This window comes from Desulfatiferula olefinivorans (genome assembly GCF_054657895.1).
This window is the reverse complement of the sequence record NZ_BAAHXV010000002.1, coordinates 1-21,292: the sequence shown is the minus strand read 5'-3', so window position 1 is coordinate 21,292 and position 21,292 is coordinate 1. Positions and strand designations below refer to the sequence as shown.

Sequence of the window (21,292 nt, the reverse complement as noted above, 5' to 3'; positions counted from 1 at the left end):
TAATTTTTTGGTTTTTTCATGTTCAATTAGATTTCTTTTCTCTACCGAATCTTTCGAAAGCGATAATTGATGGTCGAACAAAGACACCGAATCAGTCGAACCCCTGTCTGGAAGAAGCTCAAAGAGCACGCAGAATTCATTAAACGTCCGGAAAATCATCTGAAATATATGATTGCACACAAGGACCGGATCACACGATTTTCTCTGAAAAGTGTTGATTTTTTCTATGATTTTTCCCGCCAGAGGGTGGATGAAAAAGCCATGGATTTGCTGTTCGAACTGGCCGAAACCGCCGAGGTCCATAAAAAATTCAGGGCGATGATCAGCGGGGAAAAGGTCAACGTCACGGAAAACCGGGCGGCGCTTCATACGGCGGCAAGAAATTTCACTGAAAAGCCGGTGGTTGTCGACGGGGTCAACGTCATGCCTGAAATCAAAAAGATCAGGCATGATATCCGGGCCTTTTCAGATAAAATCCATCGGGGAGAACTTCGGGGGTCCACCGGCAGGCGATTCAGGCACATCGTGGTCATTGGGATCGGCGGGTCCTATCTGGGGACAGAATTTGTCGCCAATGCCCTGTTTGCTTTCGCGGACAAAGGGATGGACCTCCAGTTTCTCTCCAACGTGGATCCTCACAACTTCGAAACCGTCAAAGCATCCGTGGATCCGGAGTCGACGCTGTGGATCATCATCTCCAAAAGTTTCACCACCGTCGAGACGTATGCCAACACCATGCAGGCTGAAGCCTTTATCCGATCAAAGGGGCTGAACCCGGCCGAGCATTTTGTCACGGTGACCAGCAAAGGCAGCCCGGGCGACAATCCGGCCCAGCCTAAACTGGCCTCCTTCCACATGTTTGATTTCATCGGCGGAAGATTCAGTGTGACGTCGGCCGTCGGAGGGGTGCCGCTCAGCCTGTTTCTCGGCTACGACAGGTTCGAACGGTTTCTCGAAGGGGCCCGTGAAATGGATATTCATACCAAATACGCCCCCACCCATGAAAACATCCCCCTGGTGTCAGCGCTCATCGGAATCTGGAACAACAATTTCCTGGGGTATCAGGCCCAGGCCCTCATTCCCTATGCCTCCCCCCTTTCCAAGCTCGCACCCCACATCCAGCAGCTGAACATGGAAAGCAACGGGAAATCCGTCACCATCAACAATTACGATCTCGATGAATCTTCGGGTGTGATCATTTTCGGAGAACCCGGCACCAATGCCCAGCATTCGTTTTTTCAACTGGCCCACCAGGGTCACCCGTTTCCCATCGATTTTATCGGCGTGATTTCGCCCCAGTATCCGGAAAGCACCTGCCGTCCCAACGGCGTGACCAACCACCAGGAGCTCTGGGCCAACCTGATTTCACAGGCCACGGCCCTGGCCGTGGGAAAGGATTCCGAAGAAAAGGTCCGGTTCTTTCAAGGGAATCGACCGTCGTCCACCATTCTCCTCAACGATCTGTCTCCGACCAACGTGGGACGGCTTCTTTCCTATTATGAAGCCCAGACGGTTTACAAAGCATTTGTCTGGGATATCAATCCCTTCGATCAGTTCGGTGTGGAGCTTGGGAAAACCATTGCCGATGAGTTGCGGCGGAAAATCGCCTTGAAAAATAAAAAACCAGCCTACCAGTTTGACGATCTGGACCCCATCACGCGGCATTATATGAACACCTTGTTCCAGGATCGTGTCTGAGCTGATTATCGGATCCTGTAAGTGATTACCCGGTCCCGCCTCCGTCGTCGAAGTTGAACGGAAAGGGTGCGACCGGCGCTCAGATCCTGATAAAAGGCCATGGCATCGTCAGCCGAACGAATCTCCTGACCATTGACCCCCATGATGATATCCCCGCTCCGCAATCCCAGTTTTTGAAACAGCGATCCGGGTTTGATGCGGGTTATTCGAAAGCCGTCGGCCGTTCCGTTTGTGAAATGGGGTGAAATGCGGGCCTGTTTCAGAAAAGCCCCCATGTTGCCCATGGCCTTGTCAATGTCGCGCTTGCGGACAATCCGTGTCTGCCGGATCGGCTTTCGGTTCAGGCCGGCTTTCATCGCGGGAGAACGGTATCGCGTCGTCCGGCTTCGATACGTTTCCATCATGAGAACCTGACGGGAACCGTTGACCGTGAGAACGACCTTGTCCCGATAGACCGCTGTCAGAACCGCTCCGCCGATGGATTCGTTTTCCATGATCAATCGGGCTTTGCTGCCCCGTTCACCGGTATCCTGAAGCACCGCATAGCTCGGGCCCAGACGATTGACCATGGTTCCATGGAGCGTTAACGACAGATCAGTCAGTTCGAGGTTCGACACATCGTCGGCCGCAGGGGCGGCGTCAGGCTTCGTCACGTTGAAAAGATTCCGTCTGTTGACGGCGTCATAGGCCGAAAAGGTGGCGGTTTGCCGTGCAGGCGACGGCTGATTCGGCCGGACGGATTCACGGATGGGGATGGAACCGTCAAAGGAATCGTCATGGCCTTTTGTGATGACCGAATAGAACAGTTCGATGCTGATATAGGCCAAAAGGGTGATCAGCAGACAGTTCACACCCACAAAACCTGCCTTGATGTATGTTTCATCCTTGAATGGATTTGCAATCACGCCGCGTTTCACCTCCTGTCACGCCTGATGCGTTTGATCGGTTAAAACAATACCACAGGATGCCTTTTGGCTCAACCGGCACGGATAATGATGATGGGATTGGATCAATAAAAAAGCGCCTTCATTTGATAAGAAGGCGCTTTAAGAAAAACGTTTAACTATTTATTTTTTATTGTTATCCAAACTTGTAGATTGACGACGCCCAGGTCAGCCCCGCCCCTAAGGCCACGAACAGCATGCAGCTTTTATTGGTGTCGATCAGGCCTTTTTCAATCACTTCGTCCAGAGCCAGGGGAATGGTGGCCGCAGTGGTGTTGCCGTATTTCTGGATGTTGTTGTAGATCCGTTCATCCGGAACATTGATGGTTTTCTGATAGGCTTCGTTGATGCGGAGGTTGGCCTGGTGAGGAATGAACATATCGATGTCGTCAAGGGTCATGCCGGCCTTTTCAAGGACCTCATAGGTCACTTCGGGCAACCGTCTGAGGGCGAGCTTGAAGATCCGTGAGCCGTTCATGACGGGGTAGAGTCGCGCCACATCCTCGTTGTCCAGAAGCCCCCGCTCGGGAAGGCGTGAGGCCGGGAGTTCCAGCATCAGGCTCGAGGCGTATTCACCGGCTGAATGAAGCACCGTGGCGATGACGCCCACATTGTCCTCGGTTTCCCTTCCCTCGTAACAGACGGCGGCCGCACCATCTCCGAAAATTACGGCCACATCCCTTCCCCGGGTGGTTTTGTCAAGGCCGGTACTGTGAACTTCCGCGCCCACAAACAGGACTTTATTGGCCATGCCGCTGCGAATGTAAGCATCGGCAATGGACTGTCCATAGAGAAATCCCGTGCATTGCTGCCGGATATCGATGGTGGGCGTGGAGGTCAATCCCAGCTTGTGTTGAAGGAGGCAGCCGGAACCGGGGAAAAAGATATCGGGGCTCAGGGTGGCGAAAATGATCAGATCCAGATCCTCCGCTTTCCAGCCGGCCCGGGAAAGGGCGATTTTCGCGGCCTCCAGCCCCAGGTCGGATGCACCGACGATTTCTCCTTCGGGAATCCAGTACCGCTGTTCGACACCGGTCCTCTCCCGGATCCATTCATCACTGGTGTCCATCATATGGGTAAGATCTTCATTGGTCACAAGGCGTGAAGGGATATACCTGCCCGTACTTTTGATCATCGTTTTTTTCATATCGTATGATTTCCTTTAGTTATGATCTGAGCCATGGATTGCTGTGGATGACTGACAAACGTTCATGAACTTATCGTAGCATGAAAAGCTTTGTCAACGATATTTCCCATATCCGCCCATACCGCAGGTCTTGGTGCGCCACCCCCCCGCCCCGGGATATCGTCGGCCTTAGACGGTGAAACGTTTTTTCTGAAGCACATCAGGACGCCTTTTGGGGTTTTTTATTATTTCCAAGACCCTTAAACTCTTTACACGCAGGGTGATCCCGCGGTACGTATCTGTGAAAAACATTTATCTCAAGCGCCGACAGTGTGCTTGATTCATAATGGGAGTGTGTATGATCATCGATCTTGTCCTTTTGTTCGTCGGCCTTTTTTTTCTGTTCGTCGGCTCGGAATGGCTGATATCCGGAGCGGCCTCCATCGCCTTGCACCACAGGATCAGGCCCGTGATCATCGGTCTTACCATCGTCGCCTTCGGCACTTCCACCCCGGAATTCCTCGTCAGCCTCTTTGCCTCCCATTCCGGTGAAAACGGGATTTCCATCGGGAATATTCTGGGCAGCAACGTGATCAACATCGCCCTGGTTCTTGGTGTGAGCCTGCTGATCAAGCCGCTATCGATCGTGAACGGTGGGATCAGCCGCGAAGTGATCTTCATGGGCCTTGCCTCGGGTCTTTTCTGGTATCTTTGCAGCGACGGTATGCTGGGATTCTACGACGGCGCCCTTCTCGTCGCCATTCTGGTCGGTTTTCTTGTCTACGGGGTCATCACGTCACGGGATGAAGATTTTTCAGAGGAACTGTCCGACAAGCAGCTGGGAAGTATGACCAAAAGCATCGTGTTTATTGTGATATCGGTCATTTTTCTCTGCGCAGGCGCCCATATGGTTGTGGACGGCGCCGTGTCCATCGCCGAATGGTTCGGCGTGAGCAAAACCTTCATCGGCATATCCATCGTGGCTTTCGGAACCTCCCTGCCGGAATTGGCCACCACCGTCATTGCGGCCCGAAAGGAAGAAAGCGATCTTGCTCTCGGAAATGTGGTGGGAAGCAACATTTTCAACATCTGCATGGTCATGGGCCTGGTCGGTCTCATCAGCCCCATGGTGGTCGAAACCAATCTGAACTGGTTCGAATTCCCGTTCATGATGTTCATTTCGCTGGTTCTCGTGGGACTTCTTCTCAAGGCGGACCGCCTGAATCGGCGGCATGGGATTTTTCTGATCGGATGTTTTGTGGTTTATCTTGCAGGATCTTTCATTTCGGTGAGCTGATGGGGCACGGCGCACCGTGCCCCGGTCCGTTTGTTCGTGTTATTTGCTGGGGCCCCGTCGTTCAAGCTTGATCTGAATGTCGGATTTGTCGACCAGAGAGTCCACATACTGTTTCATCGCAATGTTGCTTTTCTGCTCAAGAAGACGGAATTTCAAGGCCTCCTTGATTTCACTGAACGGTGTGACTTCTGCCGGTTTTTTGTCCGTCACCTTGATCAGGTGATAACCGATGACGGATTTGACCACATCGCTGACCTGACCTTTGTTAAGAGCAAACGCCGCGTCGAGAAAGGATTTGGGCAGCGGGCTGTTCGCTGTGATTTCGCCTTTGAGATCCCCGCCGGACGGGGCGCTTGATGAATCTTCAGAGTATTTCTTGGCAAGATCGGCAAAGGTGCCCTCCCCTTTTTTCAAGGCGTTCAGGACCTCGTCGATTTTTTTTCTTGCCGCGTCTTCCGTCGCCTGGTCCGCTCCCGGAGGGCATTTGACCAGAATGTGGCTGACCTGGATGCGTTCAGGTTTGTTGAAGGTTTCAGGCCGTTCGTCATAAAATGCCTTGACCTCTTCGTCTGTCACGGACAGATCCAGCGATTTGGAACGTTTCTTGAGGAACCGCTCGACCATCAAGAGCTTCTGGATTTCCTCCTTCATGGTCGCTTCGGTGATATTCATCCGTTTCATCTCCTGCTTGACCACGTCATCGCTCAGAGACAGTTTTTCCATGTATTCGTTGAAACCCTTGTCCACCTCGCCTTTTTCGACGACAATGCCGTCTTTGACGCTCTCCTGGTAAATCAGGGTTTTGACGATCATGTCTTCGAGGATTTCAAGCTGAAGTTTCTGATACTGAGGCAGGGCCTGGACTGTGCGATTGATCTCTGAAATCGTTATCTTTTCACCGTTCACTATGGCTGCGACATCGTTGTCTTCGGTCGCAACCGACGCCGTCGTGAAGCAGATCAGAACAAGAATAACAACGCCAAGTGAAATAATCGTTTTTTGCATTCAATATCTCCTGTGAAAAAACCGCATTAGGTTGAAGGGTGTTCGTATCGATATCCGGTACGGTCAAAGGCGGCAGATGATGGCGTATATCCTGTCCCGCCTCAAACAATTCACACCCCTATAGCACGCCGCCGGGCACTTTGCAAATATCATTATATAAGATATCCGTCCGTCATGACCGAAGACATTGTTCACGTTCTCGTGTTATGAAAAAACGGGTAAAAAAATCGTTTGAATGCATTTGGGTGACTTGCGGTCATTTCATGGACGATGAAAAACGTTTTCAAGATTTAACGGCGTCATGCCGAAAAGAAATCCGTGTGTCCGTTGACGGTATTTTTTAAGATTCCATAACGCATCTTAATTAAAAACAAATAATTGTCGGTTGCCCCAAAACATTGTTTCATGTGCATGCCGCTAAAAAAAGATTGCCCATTGGTCGACCACTCACGGATTTACAAGCACCGGCCTCGTACCGGACGCGGACAGAGGGACCCGGCGGTTATTGGAAAAACTGTTGATTGTTTACGTGACTTGGAGTAAATGTCACCTTTTTTTAAGGGAATAAGGGCATGGGCGCCCTGAAGATATTATGCTTTTAACGTGTTAGGATTGAGGTAACGGTATGTCAAAAAGTCTTTACATCACAACAACCAAGGCCAGAAGCGGCAAGTCGTCGATCGTACTCGGCATCATGCAGCTTCTATTGCGGGACCTGCATAAAGTGGGTTTTTTCCGTCCAGTCATCAATCCGTCCGTCCCCGGGCAGAAAGATCACGATATCGATCTGGTCCTCTCCCATTTTTATCTGGGCCTGACGTATGAAGACACCTACGCCTACACCCTCGACGAAGCCAAAAGCCTGATCCAGGCCGGAAAACAGTCCGAGCTTCTTGAAAACATCCTGATTAAATTCAAACAGCTCGAAGAGAAATGCGATTTCGTTCTGTGCGAAGGGACGGACTTCATTGCAGGCAACGAAGCCTTCACCTTCGATATCAATTCGGATATCGCCGCCTACCTGAATACGCCGACCCTGATCATCACCAATGCCCGGAAGACCACCGCCGAGGAAGTGGTGGCCCTGACCGAGCTGGCGATTGACGGCCTGACGGAAAAAGGTGTGGATATCATCGGCACCATCGTCAACCGGGTCGACGAAGATGAAAAAGAAAACATCCTCAAAGCCCTCAAGGACAACATCACCCTTCCCGACGCATTGTTTTATGTGATTCCCGAAGACGAAAATCTGGTCAAGCCCACCATTTCGGATCTTCAGAAATTTCTGAATGCCGAAATTCTCTACGGCAAACGGGCCATCAACAAAAAAATCGACGGTTACGTGATCGCCGCCATGCAGATTTCGAACTTTCTCAATTACATCAAGAAAGACTGCCTGGTGGTGACCTCCGGAGACCGGGAAGACATCATCTTAAGCACCATGGCCACCAAGCTTTCATCGGCCTACCCGGATATTTCAGGGATTCTGCTGACCGGCGGCATCACGCCCAGCGTCAACATCCAGAGGCTGGTCGAAGGCTGGGAAGGCATCCCCGTGCCCATCCTTCTGGTCAAGGAATCCACCTACCCGACCATCAAGGCCCTCAGCTATCTGCATGGGCGCATCAACCCCGACAACCCGGCCAAGATCGCATCGGCCCTGGGCACTTTCGAGGCCAACGTCAAGACATCGGAACTTCGGGACAAACTGATCAAACGCAAATCGACCAAAGTCACCCCGCAGATGTTCGAATACAACCTCATTCAGAAAGCACGGAAAAACAAACAGCACATCGTGCTGCCCGAAGGGGTTGGCGAGCGCATCCTCAACGCGGCGGACATCCTTATCCGCCGGAATGTCTGCGAACTGACGCTTCTCGGCAAAGAACACGACATCCGGGCCAAAATCTCCCAGCTGGGCCTCGATCTTTCCGGGGCCAACATCGTCCAGCCGGACAAGAGCCCCCATTTCCAGGAATATGTCGAAACGTTCTATGACATGAGAAAGAAAAAAGGCATGACCGAAGATCTGGCCCGCGACGCCATGAGTGACGTGACCTATTTCGGGACCATGATGGTTCAGAAAGGCCATGCGGACGGCATGGTCTCCGGCTCGATCAATACCACGGCCCATACCATCCGGCCGGCCTTCCAGATCATCAAAACCCTGCCCGGCTCATCCATCGTGTCCTCGGTCTTCCTGATGTGCCTGAAAGATCGGGTTCTGGTGTTCGGCGACTGTGCCGTCAATCCCAACCCCACGGCGGAAGAACTGTCCGAAATCGCCGTGGTATCAGCGGAAACCGCCAAAATTTTCGGCGTCGATCCCCGGGTGGCCATGCTCTCGTATTCGACCGGTTCTTCCGGCAAGGGTGCGGAAGTCGAAAAAGTCATCGAAGCGACCCGGCTTGCCAAAGAAAAGAACCCGAACCTTCTGATCGAAGGCCCCATCCAGTACGATGCGGCCATCGACCCCATCGTGGCCCAGACCAAACTGCCCGACAGTGAAGTGGCCGGTCGTGCCACGGTTTTCATCTTCCCTGACCTCAACACGGGGAACAACACCTACAAGGCCGTTCAGCGTGCATCCAGCAACGCTCTGGCCATTGGTCCCGTGCTTCAGGGGCTGAACAAACCTGTCAACGATTTGAGCCGGGGCTGCACAGTCCCCGATATTGTCAATACCGTCGCCATTACAGCGATTCAGGCGCAAGCAGTGAAAGGAATAGTGGCATAATGAAAGTACTCGTCATCAACGCAGGCAGCTCGTCATTGAAATACCAGCTGCTGAATATGGAAAACGAAGCCGTGATGGCTTCCGGGCTCGTCGAGCGCATCGGCGAAAAACAGGGCGTTCTGACCCATAAAAAAGTAAACGGTACCGGTGAAGAAAAAACCGTGATCGAGCAGCCCATTGCCGACCACAAGGTGGGCATGCACCTGGTTATCGACCTGATTACCGATCCGGTCAAGGGCGTGATCGCCAACACATCCGAAATCGATGCCATCGGCCATCGCGTGGTTCAGGGCGGCGAAGCCTTCAAGACCTCCATTCGGATCGACGAATCGGTCAAACAGGCCATTCGGGACAACAACCCCCTTGCGCCCCTGCACAACCCGGCCAACCTGATGGGTATCGAAGTGGCTGAAGATCTGTTTCCGGGGACGCCCAACGTGGCCGTGTTCGATACGGAATTTCATCAGACCATGCCCGCCAAGGCCTTTTTGTACGCCCTTCCCTACGAATACTACACGGACCTGCGCATCCGTCGTTACGGTTTCCACGGCACCTCCCACAAATACGTGGCCCACAAGGCGGCCGCCGTTCTGGGCAAGAAGCCCGAAGACGTCAACGTCATCACGGTTCACCTTGGAAACGGCTGCTCCATGGCCGCCGTCAAAAACGGCAAATGTGTGGACACCTCCATGGGGATGACTCCCCTTGCGGGCGTGATGATGGGAACCCGCTCCGGTGATTTCGATCCGGCCATCATTTCCTATCTGGTCAAACACAAGGGCGTCAAGGTCGAGGACCTGGACGACGTGTTCAACAAGAAAAGCGGTCTCAAAGGCATCTGCGGCTTCAACGACATGCGTGACATCCACGCCAAGGCCGATGCCGGCGACGATAAGGCCAAACTGGCCGTGGACATGTTCGCCTACCGTGTGAAAAAATACATCGGCGCCTACGCCGCCGTTCTGGGCACCGTCGATATCGTGGCCTTTACCGCAGGTATCGGTGAAAACGATGACGTCGTCCGCCAGGAAATCTGTCAGGATCTGACCGGCCTGGGCATCGAATTCGATGCGGAACGCAACAAGGGCCGCTTTTCAAGCCCCCAGCCGATCCACAAGGAAGGCAGCCGGGTTCAGGTCTGGGTCATTCCCACCAACGAAGAACTGCAGATTGCCCAGGACACCATGGACACCCTGAAGTAGTCCTTCGCAACGATTGAAACTGAAAAGCCCGGCCTTTATCGAAAAGGCCGGGCTTTTTGTTGGATTGGTCGGTCTGACAATCAGGCGGTTGCTTTCCAGTGACCGTGGAGATTGCAGTATTCACGGGCCGTGATGGACGTGCCCTTCACAGTGAAAAACGCTTCGGGAGCGTCACCCGGTTTGAGAAAGGCCATGCAGCTTTTGCCGTCGACAATGAGTTCGATCCACTGGATATAGTGAGCGTCCGTCATCGGATGGGCCACGCTGCCGACGGTGACTTTGATGCCGTCGTCCTTGACTTCGATGACGGGAACGTGCTTTTCCTGAGCCGCATCCTGGGTGTTTTCGGAAAGAAAGGTCATGTTCTGTCCACAACAGACCAGGGTTCCCTCCCCATCGTTGATCACTTCAACAATATGTCCGCATAAATCACATCGATAAACATCAAGCCGTTTCGCCATGGTATCCTCCTTCGTTTTGTTATCGTCGTCACGCGTAGGGTATCTGCCACGACCAGTCTCACTCGAGAACGATCCTCCCGATGATAAAACAGGCTGTATTCGTTGACCGTAATGATAATGGCGTGGCTAACAGTGTGCCAATCAAGCAAGAACAGGTCGCCTCGCATGGTCAAGGCGACGTTTAGAAGTGATCAATATAGTACAGATCCGGCTGTTTTTCAAGCCATGAAACTTTCGATGAATGGGCGAGGAACGTTTACAGAAGATATTGTGCCGGTTGAATGCCGTACTGTCCGGGGTGGAAGCTGGCCACGATATTCCGGATGTAGGACATGGTTTTGGAATCCCGCTCCTCGAGGCTGATCAGCGGTCCTTTTTTGAAGCCGTTGTTCTGGTCGACCTCAAGCACCACCACATCGGGGCGATTGCCCAGTGAGCCCTTGCCTTTCCCGTAGACCAGACCGAATTCACCGGTGTCCAGTTGAAGCAGTGTCCCCACCGGGTAGATCCCGATCATGTTGATAAAGGCCTTGAGAAGCAGAGGATCAAAATCCGTTCCGGACCCCTCGAGCATCATGCCCAGCGCTTCGTCGGGGCTCAGGGCCACCGGGCGATAGGCCCGTGGCGATGTAATGGCGTCGAACACGTCCACGATGGTGAGAATCCTGCCGAACAGGCTGACCTGACGGGTCTGGTTGAGGCGGGGGTATCCGGTCAGATTGTATTTGAGATGGTGCTCGAACGGCGGGCGAAGAATGCGTGCTTTCAGCTCCCGGGGCGCGTTTAGCCGTAATATTTTGGTCACACTGAAAAGGGAATGCTTTTCCATGATCCGGGTCTCTTCCCGTGAGAGTTTGCCCGGCTTGCGGATGATGGCAGGCGGGATGTCCACCTTGCCCAGGTCATGGAACAGGCCGCAGATTCCAAGCACTTCAACCGACTGCCTGGACAGCCCGATATTGAGACCGAAACACATGGCCAGAATCGATACGTTGACCGAATGGCAATAGGTGTAATCGTCGTAATCCCGGATGGTGCTCATGCCCATCAGAACCGCTTCGTCTTCGATGATCAGATCCACCATTTTCTGAATCATGCGCTGGGTTTTCCGGATCCCGGCATAATTGGGTCCGGACACTTTTTCGGCGACGCCCTTGATCGATGCAAGGGCACCGGCATAGGTTTTCTGCCCTTTTTCCCGTCTCTCGGACATGAGGGAGGCATGGAGCGATTCCTGTTCCCGGGAAAGGACAGGGTCCGGCCGGGTGTCTTCCGGCATCACATCGACATCGATCCAGTGGATCCCTTCTCCGGCAAGACGTTTTTTGATCCACTCCACCGGCTCGGCCGCCTTGACGGAATGATAAATGAAGAAGGCGGCTTTATGGAGGGCAACGGGCGAGATACCGTCAGGAACCGGAAGAATTCGGATTTCGGCGATGGATCGCTCCTGGAAAAACTCGCCGGCTTTTTTGAGAAGCGCTGCCGATTCACGACGGTAACTGAGTTTTTCATCCTGGAAGTAGAAGCGGTTGTCGGTCATTTTGATGGACAGAAAGGACTCTCGGCTGAAGTAACGGTTCAACAGAACGATCATGGCATCGGATACCGTTTTGACCGCCTTGTTGGTTTCACCATGAAGTTTGACAGACATCAGAAGCTTGTAAAACGTTCCGATAATCTGTTCACCTTCGACCGAATGTTGTCCCATACCGAATCTACCCTTGATTTCGTGTTATTCCATAAACAGTTTGTATGCCTTGCTCACCAGGGGTGATTTGCTTTTTGAAGCCTTTTCCAGAAGCATTTTCGCCTCGGCGCTTTCAAGTTCCGACAGGGCGATGAGGGCGCCGGCCCGGTGGTCAAAGGCCTTGTTGCCGAGCATTCCGATCCAGGCACCGCCGAAAATTCTCTTTTTCAGAAAGGGCAGGCAGCGATCGGAGCCGCATTTGCCGAGAATTTTATAACAACTGAGCAGATGCTCTTTGTCCATGGCGTTCGATGCGGTCTCGCCCAGATAATTCATCATCAGGGTCTCCGATGAAACGGCCCGGCGTGACCCGATAAACCGCAGCAGCTTGATCTTGATATCCATGCTCGTATCGTTGAGCATGAAAAATATTCGGGGCAGGATGCTGACGGGTTTTTCGATAAAGTAATCCAGTGCGCTTGAACGCACCTGCTCCACGGGATGGTTGAGAAGCCTCTGGAGCAGAACGTCGCTTTTGGCGTCTTTCATGCCCTTTAGCAGTGAAATGCCGATCAAGACCATCATCTTGTCGTTGCTGCCGACCATGGCCTCGATCACCGACGGCTCTTCCCGGGTTTTTGCCTTGATGATATCCATCAGGATGTCACGGGAGGCCTGGGTTTCCAGGTAGACCAGCGTCTCACAGAGGCTGAGTACCAGAGCGGGAGCAAGGGCCATGCAGATTTTTCTGAAAAAGAAAATATCCTCCGGCCGGTTCCGGTTGAGGATTTCCACGATTCCCGGCAGGGATTCTTTGATGCCCGGCCCGGAAAGATGGGTCATAAACCGGTCGATTTTGGATTCGACAAACGGGCGCATCCAGCCGTGCTTGTTATGATAGGCCTGCACTTTTTCGATAATCGAAAAGGCTTTGTAGGCATCCGCGTTTTTAAGGATTCTCAGAAATTCATCGGCCAGGTTGATCAGGATATTTTCGAGATCCTCGGCCGTCGTGATTTCATCAAGGACAAGAAGCAGAAGATCGAGAATTTCATCCTCTCGCCGATGTTTCTCTTCATCGGTAACAAGGGACCGAAGCTCGGAAAGTTCATCCGGATTGAATGAGAGATCGGTTCCGGCAAGATGGGGGCTGTCGAGATTGGCCGGTTTGAAGAAAGAGGCTTCGTAGCTCAGGCCGCCGGGACCGGGTTCGAAAGCGCCGTCAGCCCGTTTGCCTCCGCCGTTTTTAGACGTGTCGCGAAGGGACGGCATGGGCTCCGGAAAACCGATGGTGGGGTTGGGAAACGTGAACACCGGTTCCGCATCCCAAAAGACATCGGACACGTCGTAGGCCACATGGGGCAGTTCGGCCTGCCAGAGATCCGTGACCGTATCACTGTCGGCGTTATCGGACAGCATTCTGTTTTTTTTAACAATTTGAAAAAACGAGGCGATTTCTTCAGGCTGAATGCCCTGTTTGAACTCCAGGCTGAGAATCCCGTCCCTCAGCAGAGGCGTTACAAAGGCGTCTTCATCCCCCAGGCACGAATAAAATTTTTTACTGTCTGAATAAAGACCGTCCCGCTCAACTTTCAGAGACAAATCACCTGTATTTTCAGTATATTTTATTAATTCAGATGTCACATGCCGGACACACTGTATCGACAGGGCGTGATCTTCCGGATAGAGGGAATAGTTCCTGAATGCAGAAATCAGGGCCTTGACAATGCCGGTAAGCCCGACATTGAGGTCTGACGGAGAAGGCTTTTTGTTCTGGTGCGTTATGTCATACATGATTGCCGTACAATCGCATTAATGAGTGCATAAATCAATAGAAAAAAACGAACGCATGAGTAAAATGACGCCGTCCTGATGCGGCAAGATCTTTTTACAATCGGAAAAACAACCGGAAGCCTGAGCGACTGGTAGACCAGAGTGTATGATACGGGGGGCATCCTGAAAAAATATAGCAAAGAGATAAAATCATGTTTCCCATTCAAACACAGATAAAACAGGATAGTGATCCGATGGGTAACGTCCTGAAAACGGTTCACGCACAATCATGTGCCCGCCCCCCCTGAGGGGTCCCTTGAAAAGAATCCAGTCGATATGGCCGCCCAGGTCCTTGCCGGTAAAGCCGTGGAAGGTTGAACTGTGACGGCGATCGAACAGGTCCCTGAACCCGTTTCTCCTGAAAATGTCATAGGTTTCACTTGACGGGGAGGTGTTGAAGTCTCCGGTGATCAGGGTCGTCACATCCTGAGGAAAATCCTTCAGAAAATCAAGGATCAGGGCGGCGCTTTTTTCCTGGACCGTCGCCTTGAAATCAAAGTGGGTATTCACATGAATCAGTTTTCGTTTTTTTTTCTCAAAAAGCCCGATGATGCATTGACGGGGCCACACGCTGTCGTCGAGCCGGCTTTCGACCTCGGGCGTGTCGCTCAGGAAATACAGCTTTTTTTTCAGGCAGGTCCAGGCCTCGTCATAAAAAATCACATTGTCCTGCCAGGATCGGGGCGTGTCATCGCGCCGTCCGATGTAATGATGACGTTTGAGCAGCTCTGCCAAGTAGTCCGTCTGAAAATCATTGGCTTCCTGGATGCCGATAAAATCCGGGGAATACTGCCGGAACAGTTCCGGATAGGCTTCTCTGCGGCTGTCCCAGGAATTTTGGCCGTCATCGGCCAGCCCGAACCGGAGGTTCAGGGTCATTACCGTAAGGGTTTCGTTCGTGTCAGGTATCATTGTCTGTCCATACTTTTTTTGGTTCGATGGGTGGCCGCGGCGTTCAAGGGGTCATCCGGCCAGTAATGTTTCGGATAACGGCCCTTCAAATCTTTTTTTACCTGGTCATACGTGGTTTTCCAGAAACTTTCAAGATCCCGGGTCACCTGGACGGGTCGTCCCGACGGCGACAGGAGATGCACCGTAACAGGCACCTTTCCTCCGGCGATACGGGGTGTTTCCGTCAGGCCGAACATTTCCTGGAGACGGACCGCTAAAACCGGAGACCCGGAACGATCCCGGCCTGTGCCATAGGAAAGGGGAATCCGTGACCCGCTGGGCACCGTCAGATGCGTGGGCGCCTGGGCATCGATCGTCTGGCGCTGATTCCAGGACAAAAGGGAGAAAAACGCCTGGGAGAGATCGAGTTTTTTCAACTGGGACAGAGAACGAATACCGCCCAGAAAGGGGGCCAGCCAGGTATCCAGATGCTCGACAAGGGCGGCGTCATCCACGTCGGGCAGATCACCGAAGCCGTCCACCCGCCTTAGAAAGCGGATTCGTTCCCTGAATTCCCGGAGGTGCCTGGTCCAGGGAAGAAGATCCAGGCCCTTATCCCGGATCAGGCTGATCATCAGTGCGAGCACCCGGTCCTCATCGGTGCACGGTTCCGTGCGTTCGGAAAGAACCAGCCGGCCATAGGTCGTTCGCTTGACGGACACCACGGCGTGTCCGTCCCAGATAACCCGTTCATCGGTTTCGATTAGGTCCTTGAACAGCTCCTCGAACCGGAACCGGTCAACCGGGGCGGCCAGATAAATCCGGGAACGTGTCCGATTGCCGTCCATGTCCGCACACACGATCATCGGCTCACCGGCCAGATAGTCACCAACCGGCATGCCCGCAGCCATGCCGGAGGCCAGCTTGAACGCTCCCGGCGCCTTACCGTCCGAAAGGGCGATCCGCTCGGGGTAGGCCAGGGCCAGAACCGCTCCCGCCTCGTCCACATTCACCGGCCCCGGCCGGATGTTCAGCCGCTGTTCCAGCACCCGGGCGTTCTTCAGGATAGAACGGCAGCGACCGGTATTGACCGGAATCCGGGCGTGTTTTTCCATGTTGTTTTGCCTGAAGGCCTCAAGGAGGCTCAGACGATCCCGGATGTCCGTCGAGCGAAAGGGATCACTGCCGGTCATGATATCCCCTTCCTGAAGCAACGACGCCGTCAGGCAGGCCAACCCCCCTTTGCCCGCCGCCTTCCCCTCAACCAGCATATGGGCCAGGCGGGGATGAAGCCCCAGGGCGGCCAGGGCTTTACCATGGGCGGAGATCGTTTGATCGCGGTGAAGGGCGCCCAGCCGCATCAGAAGCTCTCTGGCCTGATCAAAGGCGCCTTGGGGCGGCAGATCCAGCCATTTCAACTGGTCCGGTCGCTGAACGCCCCAGACCGCAAGTTCCAGAACCAGAGACGTCAGATCCGTATTCAGGATTTCCGGCGAAGAAAATTCCGGATGCAGTGCGGTTTCGTCTTCGGTCCAGAGTCGATAACAGATGCCCGGCCCAAGACGCCCTGCCCTGCCCCGCCGCTGGTCGGCACCGGCTTGTGATACGGGAAGGGTTTCCAGACGGCTCATGCCCGTGCCCGAGAAATAGCGGGGTTTTCTCATCAATCCGGAATCAATGACGATGCGGACGCCTTCGATGGTCAGTGAGGTTTCGGCAATGGCGGTGGCAAGAACGATCTTGCGTTTTCCAGGGGGTGACGGGCGAACCGCCGCGTCCTGGTCCTTTTTATCGAGATTGCCGTAAAGGGGATAAACCGATAGATGCGGATCATCACGCCACGCTTCGATCTGTGCCTGAACCCGCCTGATTTCACCGGCTCCCGGCAGGAAGACCAGAATATCTCCCTCATGCTGAGACAGGGCGTCAACCACACAGGCGGTGCAGGCGGTTTCAAGATCGCCTTGGGGTTTTCGTTTCAGGTAAATGGTTTCAACGGGAAATTGTCTGCCCTCGCAGCGGATCAGGGGTGCCTGATTGATCAGACGGGCGACCGGTTCCGAATCGAGGGTGGCCGACATGACCAGAATCCCCAGATCCTGCCGAAGGGCCTCCCTGATTTCAAGGCAGAGCGCAAGCCCTAAGTCGGACACCAGGTTCCGTTCATGGAACTCATCGAAAATCACCAGCCCGGTGTCGTCAAGAAGAGGATCCGATTGAATTTTCCGTGTAAGAATGCCTTCGGTCAGCACATGGATCCGGGTCCGGGCCGAAATTTTTCGATCATTTTTGATCTGGTAACCCACGGTGTGCCCCACGGGTTCGCCCAAAAGATCCGCCATGCGGGCGGCGGCCATACGGGCGGCTAAGCGCCGGGGCTCCAGGATCACGATGTTTTTTCCGGCAAGCCAGGGCTCATCGAGAAGCAGGAGGGGCACCAGGGTGGTTTTGCCTGCGCCGGGCCGGGCTTCCACCACGGCTGTCCGTTTGTGCTCAAGGGCGTTCCGGATATCCGCCATGGAAGACTCGATAGGCAGACATTCACGCATTGGGGGCATCCTGATCATCAAATGAAAGACTCTTTCAGGCGTCCAGGCCGTCGTCGATCATGCGTTTCAACTGTGCAAGGTCATCCAGCACCCTGTCACGGCCAACCTGATTCCAGCCGTCGTCCCGGAGAAAAGCAACTTCCTGAACAAGTTTCCGGAAAGCCTTGTTGTACCGGGCATCCGAAGCCAGGCCATTGGTTTTGGAACCTTTCAGCTCCCCGCTTTCCCGTCTCTGGGCCTGGACATCGTTGTAGGCCTTGTTGATGGAGGTCTTTCCCGCGTGGACCTGTTCCTTGATATCCTCGTCCCCGTGTTCGATGATGGTCCGGGCTTTTTCGATTTTGCTTTTGCTGGTGCCCAGCTCCCGCGCCCTCAGTTCCACGGTTTCTTTTTTCGCCGGTGCCGGTGCGTCCGGGCTTTTTGGGGTCTTTTTTCCGGCATTGATCTTATCGAGAACTTCCAGGCAGCGTATGATCTGATCGTCGCTGAGGTTCCGCCGATTCCGCTGAAGATGAAAGGCGTAGAGGATGGCGTCGTCTTCGTTTTCAAAGGCTTTGATCAGGGCGGGAACCCGTTCGATACCGGCCTCCCGGGCTGCAATCATCCGTGTATGCCCGTCCACCAGAATATTCTCTTTCTGCCAGACAATCAGAGGGAAGGCCGGGTCATAACCGTTTTCATCCATATCAATGCGAATGGCCAGGACCGTATCGTCATGGATGGGAAAAAAATGGGAAAAGGGCTTTTCAACCCGGATGTCGGCAAGTGCGATGTCTGTGATGTTCAATGACGTTCCTTTTTATCAATATTGTCAAAAAGATATTCTTGTTTTTTTCATGTATCGCCTAAGCGGCTGTTCCTGATGTCGGCCCATGGTATTACAAAAAACGGGACCATGCAATGCCTCTGAGAGCTGAGATTGGACTTTCATGGGCCGTCCGGGCATGCTATTTTTCAAGGCTTGAATGGGATCGAAAAAGCCCCGCCAAACCCTGATGTCGGCCGATGAGCCGGAAAGAAGCCTGATGATGGATGACGGACCTGAATTAAACGATTTGAAGGAAGCTGATGCTCTGCCCGATGACATGCGGTCCTGTCTGGTGGGCGATCTGGTCGTCATTATCAACACCCGCGGTGCCGTGCGCATGGCCAAAGGCGTCTACCCGGCCCGATACGGCATTTATGGTGAAATAAGGACCCAAAGCTTTGCCTTTCACTTCAACCCCACGGGGGAAATCCGCTACATCCGGGGGCTTTCCCCATCCTGGCCCCATCCCTGGGAATGGCTGAAACGGACCTGGGGCAACGACTGGGTTTATTACACGGTGGGGCTTGACCGGGGCCAGGGCCGAATCATCGACTGGATGGGAGAAAACTACCTGCCCTGCCTGTCCTATGAAAGCAACGCCATTCGGAACGTGAACCCCTACACCGAGCCCGGCATCGCCACGGCCTTTTCCGCCTGGTCCCAGGTCTACGGCACCTTGTGCACCGCGTCGCTTGAGGGGGTTCTAGGCGAGATCAAAACCTTCATCGAGAGCGTCATCACACACAGCCGCGACAATGCCCTGATCGACCAGACCCGGGCCCTGCACGACATCATCGGCGGAAGGGTCTCCGTTTTGCCCCCCGACACCCGCCATGTGGATTACGAAGTGATTCCCGTGACCGTGGCCGACGGCTGCCTGTACCGCTGCACCTTCTGCAGCGTCAAGTCCGGCATGCGGTTCAAAGCCCGCAGCCGTGAAAACATCGACGCCCAGCTCCAGGCCCTCAAGGCCTTTTACGGCGTCAACCTTCAGAACCTGAATGCCCTGTTCATCGGCAACCACGATGCCCTGGCCGCAGGGATGGAAACAATCTGCCGCACGGCCGCCCGGGCCTGTGAGGTTTTCGGCCTGGACAACCACCCCGGAGGAACCCCGTCGCTGTTTCTGTTCGGCAGCGCCGGTTCCTTCCTCAAAACCGAGGAAGACCAGTTCGACCGTCTTGCCGCCCTGCCCTTCAAAAGCTACATCAACCTCGGCCTGGAATCCTTTGACGACACGACCCTCAAACAGATCGGCAAACCCATCAGCCCGGCCATGGTCGAGGACGCCCTTTTGAAAATGATCAGAATCAATGACATTCACCCCAATATAGAAATCACGGCAAATTTCATCCTGGGCACCTCCCTGTCAGACGCCCACCACCAGTCGCTGGTCGATCTCCTGGGCGGTCTGCCCAAAGGCAAAGGCAACCGGGGCTGCGTCTACCTGTCCCCCCTCATCGAAACCCTGCACCGGGAGGAGGTTTTGCCCATGTTTCACGCCATACGGGAAAAAAGCGCCCTTCCGGCCTACATCTACCTGATCCAGCGGCTGTGAGGCCGAGTGTGAAGGCCCGTTGGAATTTCATGTCTTGACGTCATGAATAAATGTTTGTACATTGTTTGTACCAACATTAAAAATGAAAGGTCATCCATATGGACATTATTGATAAAAACAACAACACGTCATCCCGGACATCCCGCTTGGGGTTCAGAGCCACATTACATCAGGAAGCCCTGATACGAAAAGCTGCAGAGCTATGCGGTAAAAATGTCACGCAATTTGTATTGAACAGCGCCTGCGAGGCCGCTGAAAGGGCTTTGATCGATCAGCGAATATTCTTTGCAGATGAAAAGAACTATCAGGAATTCCTGGACGCCCTTGAACGTCCGGCACAGATAAAACCCAACGTGCAGAAACTCATGAGGAGTAAGGCACCTTGGGAAAAATAAAGACCTTGGACCCTGTCATACTTTCCCCGCCCTGCCTTCTTCAGGACAATCACAGAGTTGATGATTTCGATTGCGGTCATTCACACATGAACGCCTGGCTGAAGAAACACGCCATGCAAAATCAACGTGCCAATTCAGCAAAGACCTTTGTTGTTTGCCATGAAAATCATGTTGTTGGATTTTATTCCCTCGCCGTGGGTTCAATTGAGCATGATGTGGCAAGCCCGCGCACAAAAAAAGGCCTGGCACGCCATCCGATCCCCGTCATGCTGCTGGCACGACTGGCCGTGGATGTGAGATATCAGAAGCATAACGTAGGAAGAGGACTGTTGAAAGATGCGCTCCTTCGAACGCTTCAAGCCGCCGGATACGCTGGAATACGCGCTGTCTTCGTTCACGCCAAAGACGAGCTTGCACGGAATTTTTATTCCCGGTTTGACTTCGAACCCTCACCCGTCGATCCCCTGAAAATGATGCTTCTGATCAAAGATATCCAGATGTCCCTCGACGAGCTATGATTTCATCGGTTTTCATATTACCCACGTTTCCTGTCATCGCGAACCACCGTCAAAAATCGAGTGATTGCGCAACCATTCAACCCCGTGTGTTAGTTTTGCGTTAGCCCCCTTCTTTGGCTTGACACCCTCCGCCAATCCGTCTATTCATTTCGTTAATTGGCTAAATATGAAAAGGATGAACGAATCATGGATCGTCTGCTGCTGATGTTCAAGGCCTTGTCGGACAGAAACCGCTTGAGGATTTATGCGGCCCTTTTGAGTCACGGGGAGCTGTGCGCCTGTCAGATCGTCGAATTGTTGAACCTTGCCGGGGCCACGGTGTCCCGTCATCTCGGACAGATGGTCGGGGCCGGTCTGATCACAAGCCGTAAGGACGGCCGGTTTGTCTGTTATGGATTGGGGTCTGCGGATGATACGGACATTCAACGCCTCAGGGCCCTGATCGAATCCCGCCTTGCGGACAGTCCGGACCTCCTTTTGGATCGTGAGGCTCTTGCCCGGATCATGGCCCTCGATCGCGAAGAGCTTTGTCGAACCCAACGGGGCGAGAGCTGTCTTTCGGTATCATGACAAAAAGGAT

General features: G+C 53.5%; 17 protein-coding genes. 8 read left to right on the top strand and 9 right to left on the bottom strand.

What is annotated here, in order from left to right:
- Positions 1-69: 69 nt before the first annotated feature.
- Positions 70-1,698, top strand: coding sequence for a glucose-6-phosphate isomerase (gene pgi, locus ACYQ11_RS01830; RefSeq protein ID WP_459922027.1), 1,629 nt, complete (start codon positions 70-72; stop codon positions 1,696-1,698).
- A gap of 5 nt (positions 1,699-1,703) precedes the next feature.
- Here the strand turns inward: pgi and gspC are convergent, their stop codons facing one another.
- Positions 1,704-2,603 carry a type II secretion system protein GspC gene (gene gspC / locus ACYQ11_RS01825; RefSeq protein WP_459922026.1) on the bottom strand — a complete coding sequence of 300 codons (900 nt, stop codon included), beginning with the start codon at positions 2,601-2,603 and terminating at the stop codon, positions 1,704-1,706.
- Positions 2,604-2,778: 175 nt separating this feature from the next.
- Positions 2,779-3,789, bottom strand: coding sequence for a 3-oxoacyl-ACP synthase III family protein (locus ACYQ11_RS01820; RefSeq protein ID WP_459922025.1), 1,011 nt, complete (start codon positions 3,787-3,789; stop codon positions 2,779-2,781).
- 337 nt (positions 3,790-4,126) lie between these two features.
- Here ACYQ11_RS01820 and ACYQ11_RS01815 point away from each other — a divergent pair, with 337 nt between their 5' ends.
- The gene (locus ACYQ11_RS01815) at positions 4,127-5,065 is read left to right on the top strand and encodes a calcium/sodium antiporter (protein ID WP_459922024.1); all 939 of its coding nucleotides are present in this window, start codon (positions 4,127-4,129) and stop codon (positions 5,063-5,065) included.
- A gap of 39 nt (positions 5,066-5,104) precedes the next feature.
- Here the strand turns inward: ACYQ11_RS01815 and ACYQ11_RS01810 are convergent, their stop codons facing one another.
- On the bottom strand, positions 5,105-6,070 hold the full coding sequence (locus ACYQ11_RS01810) for a foldase protein PrsA (protein ID WP_459922023.1): 966 nt from the start codon (positions 6,068-6,070) through the stop codon (positions 5,105-5,107).
- A 625-nt stretch (positions 6,071-6,695) separates the two neighbouring features.
- Here ACYQ11_RS01810 and pta point away from each other — a divergent pair.
- Together pta and ACYQ11_RS01800 are read left to right on the top strand one after the other, a co-directional pair.
- Complete coding sequence (gene pta / locus ACYQ11_RS01805) at positions 6,696-8,807, top strand: phosphate acetyltransferase (RefSeq protein WP_459922022.1); 2,112 nt, start codon at positions 6,696-6,698, stop codon at positions 8,805-8,807.
- On the top strand, positions 8,807-10,009 hold the full coding sequence (locus ACYQ11_RS01800; protein WP_459922021.1) for an acetate/propionate family kinase: 1,203 nt from the start codon (positions 8,807-8,809) through the stop codon (positions 10,007-10,009). The genes pta and ACYQ11_RS01800 overlap by 1 nt, the downstream gene beginning before the upstream one ends.
- An 80-nt stretch (positions 10,010-10,089) precedes the next feature.
- Here ACYQ11_RS01800 and ACYQ11_RS01795 read toward each other — a convergent pair whose 3' ends face one another.
- The 6 genes from ACYQ11_RS01795 to ACYQ11_RS01770 form a co-directional block, all read right to left on the bottom strand.
- The gene (locus ACYQ11_RS01795) at positions 10,090-10,470 is read right to left on the bottom strand and encodes a desulfoferrodoxin (RefSeq protein WP_459922020.1); all 381 of its coding nucleotides are present in this window, start codon (positions 10,468-10,470) and stop codon (positions 10,090-10,092) included.
- 256 nt (positions 10,471-10,726) lie between these two features.
- Positions 10,727-12,181, bottom strand: coding sequence for an HD-GYP domain-containing protein (locus tag ACYQ11_RS01790; RefSeq protein ID WP_459922019.1), 1,455 nt, complete (start codon positions 12,179-12,181; stop codon positions 10,727-10,729).
- A 24-nt stretch (positions 12,182-12,205) separates the two neighbouring features.
- Positions 12,206-13,762: a hypothetical protein gene (locus ACYQ11_RS01785; protein ID WP_459922018.1), complete on the bottom strand. Its 1,557-nt coding sequence runs from the start codon at positions 13,760-13,762 to the stop codon at positions 12,206-12,208.
- A 381-nt stretch (positions 13,763-14,143) separates the two neighbouring features.
- Positions 14,144-14,905 carry an endonuclease/exonuclease/phosphatase family protein gene (locus tag ACYQ11_RS01780; protein WP_459922017.1) on the bottom strand — a complete coding sequence of 254 codons (762 nt, stop codon included), beginning with the start codon at positions 14,903-14,905 and terminating at the stop codon, positions 14,144-14,146.
- Positions 14,902-17,433, bottom strand: coding sequence for an ATP-dependent helicase HrpB (gene hrpB / locus ACYQ11_RS01775; RefSeq protein ID WP_459922016.1), 2,532 nt, complete (start codon positions 17,431-17,433; stop codon positions 14,902-14,904). Before hrpB ends, ACYQ11_RS01780 begins: the two co-directional genes overlap by 4 nt.
- 34 nt (positions 17,434-17,467) lie before the next feature.
- Positions 17,468-18,220: a chromosome partitioning protein ParB gene (locus ACYQ11_RS01770; protein WP_459922015.1), complete on the bottom strand. Its 753-nt coding sequence runs from the start codon at positions 18,218-18,220 to the stop codon at positions 17,468-17,470.
- 238 nt (positions 18,221-18,458) lie between these two features.
- Here ACYQ11_RS01770 and ACYQ11_RS01765 point away from each other — a divergent pair, with 238 nt between their 5' ends.
- From ACYQ11_RS01765 to ACYQ11_RS01750, 4 genes are all read left to right on the top strand, one after another.
- Positions 18,459-19,799: a radical SAM protein gene (locus ACYQ11_RS01765; protein WP_459922014.1), complete on the top strand. Its 1,341-nt coding sequence runs from the start codon at positions 18,459-18,461 to the stop codon at positions 19,797-19,799.
- Positions 19,800-19,897: 98 nt separating this feature from the next.
- The gene (locus tag ACYQ11_RS01760) at positions 19,898-20,194 is read left to right on the top strand and encodes a type II toxin-antitoxin system TacA family antitoxin (protein ID WP_459922013.1); all 297 of its coding nucleotides are present in this window, start codon (positions 19,898-19,900) and stop codon (positions 20,192-20,194) included.
- Positions 20,182-20,712, top strand: a complete 531-nt coding sequence (locus tag ACYQ11_RS01755; RefSeq protein WP_459922012.1) for a GNAT family N-acetyltransferase — start codon at positions 20,182-20,184, stop codon at positions 20,710-20,712. Before ACYQ11_RS01760 ends, ACYQ11_RS01755 begins: the two co-directional genes overlap by 13 nt.
- A gap of 186 nt (positions 20,713-20,898) precedes the next feature.
- Entirely contained in the window at positions 20,899-21,282 is a 384-nt protein-coding gene (locus ACYQ11_RS01750; RefSeq protein WP_459922011.1) for an ArsR/SmtB family transcription factor, read from the top strand.
- The last annotated feature ends 10 nt before the right edge of the window (positions 21,283-21,292 follow it).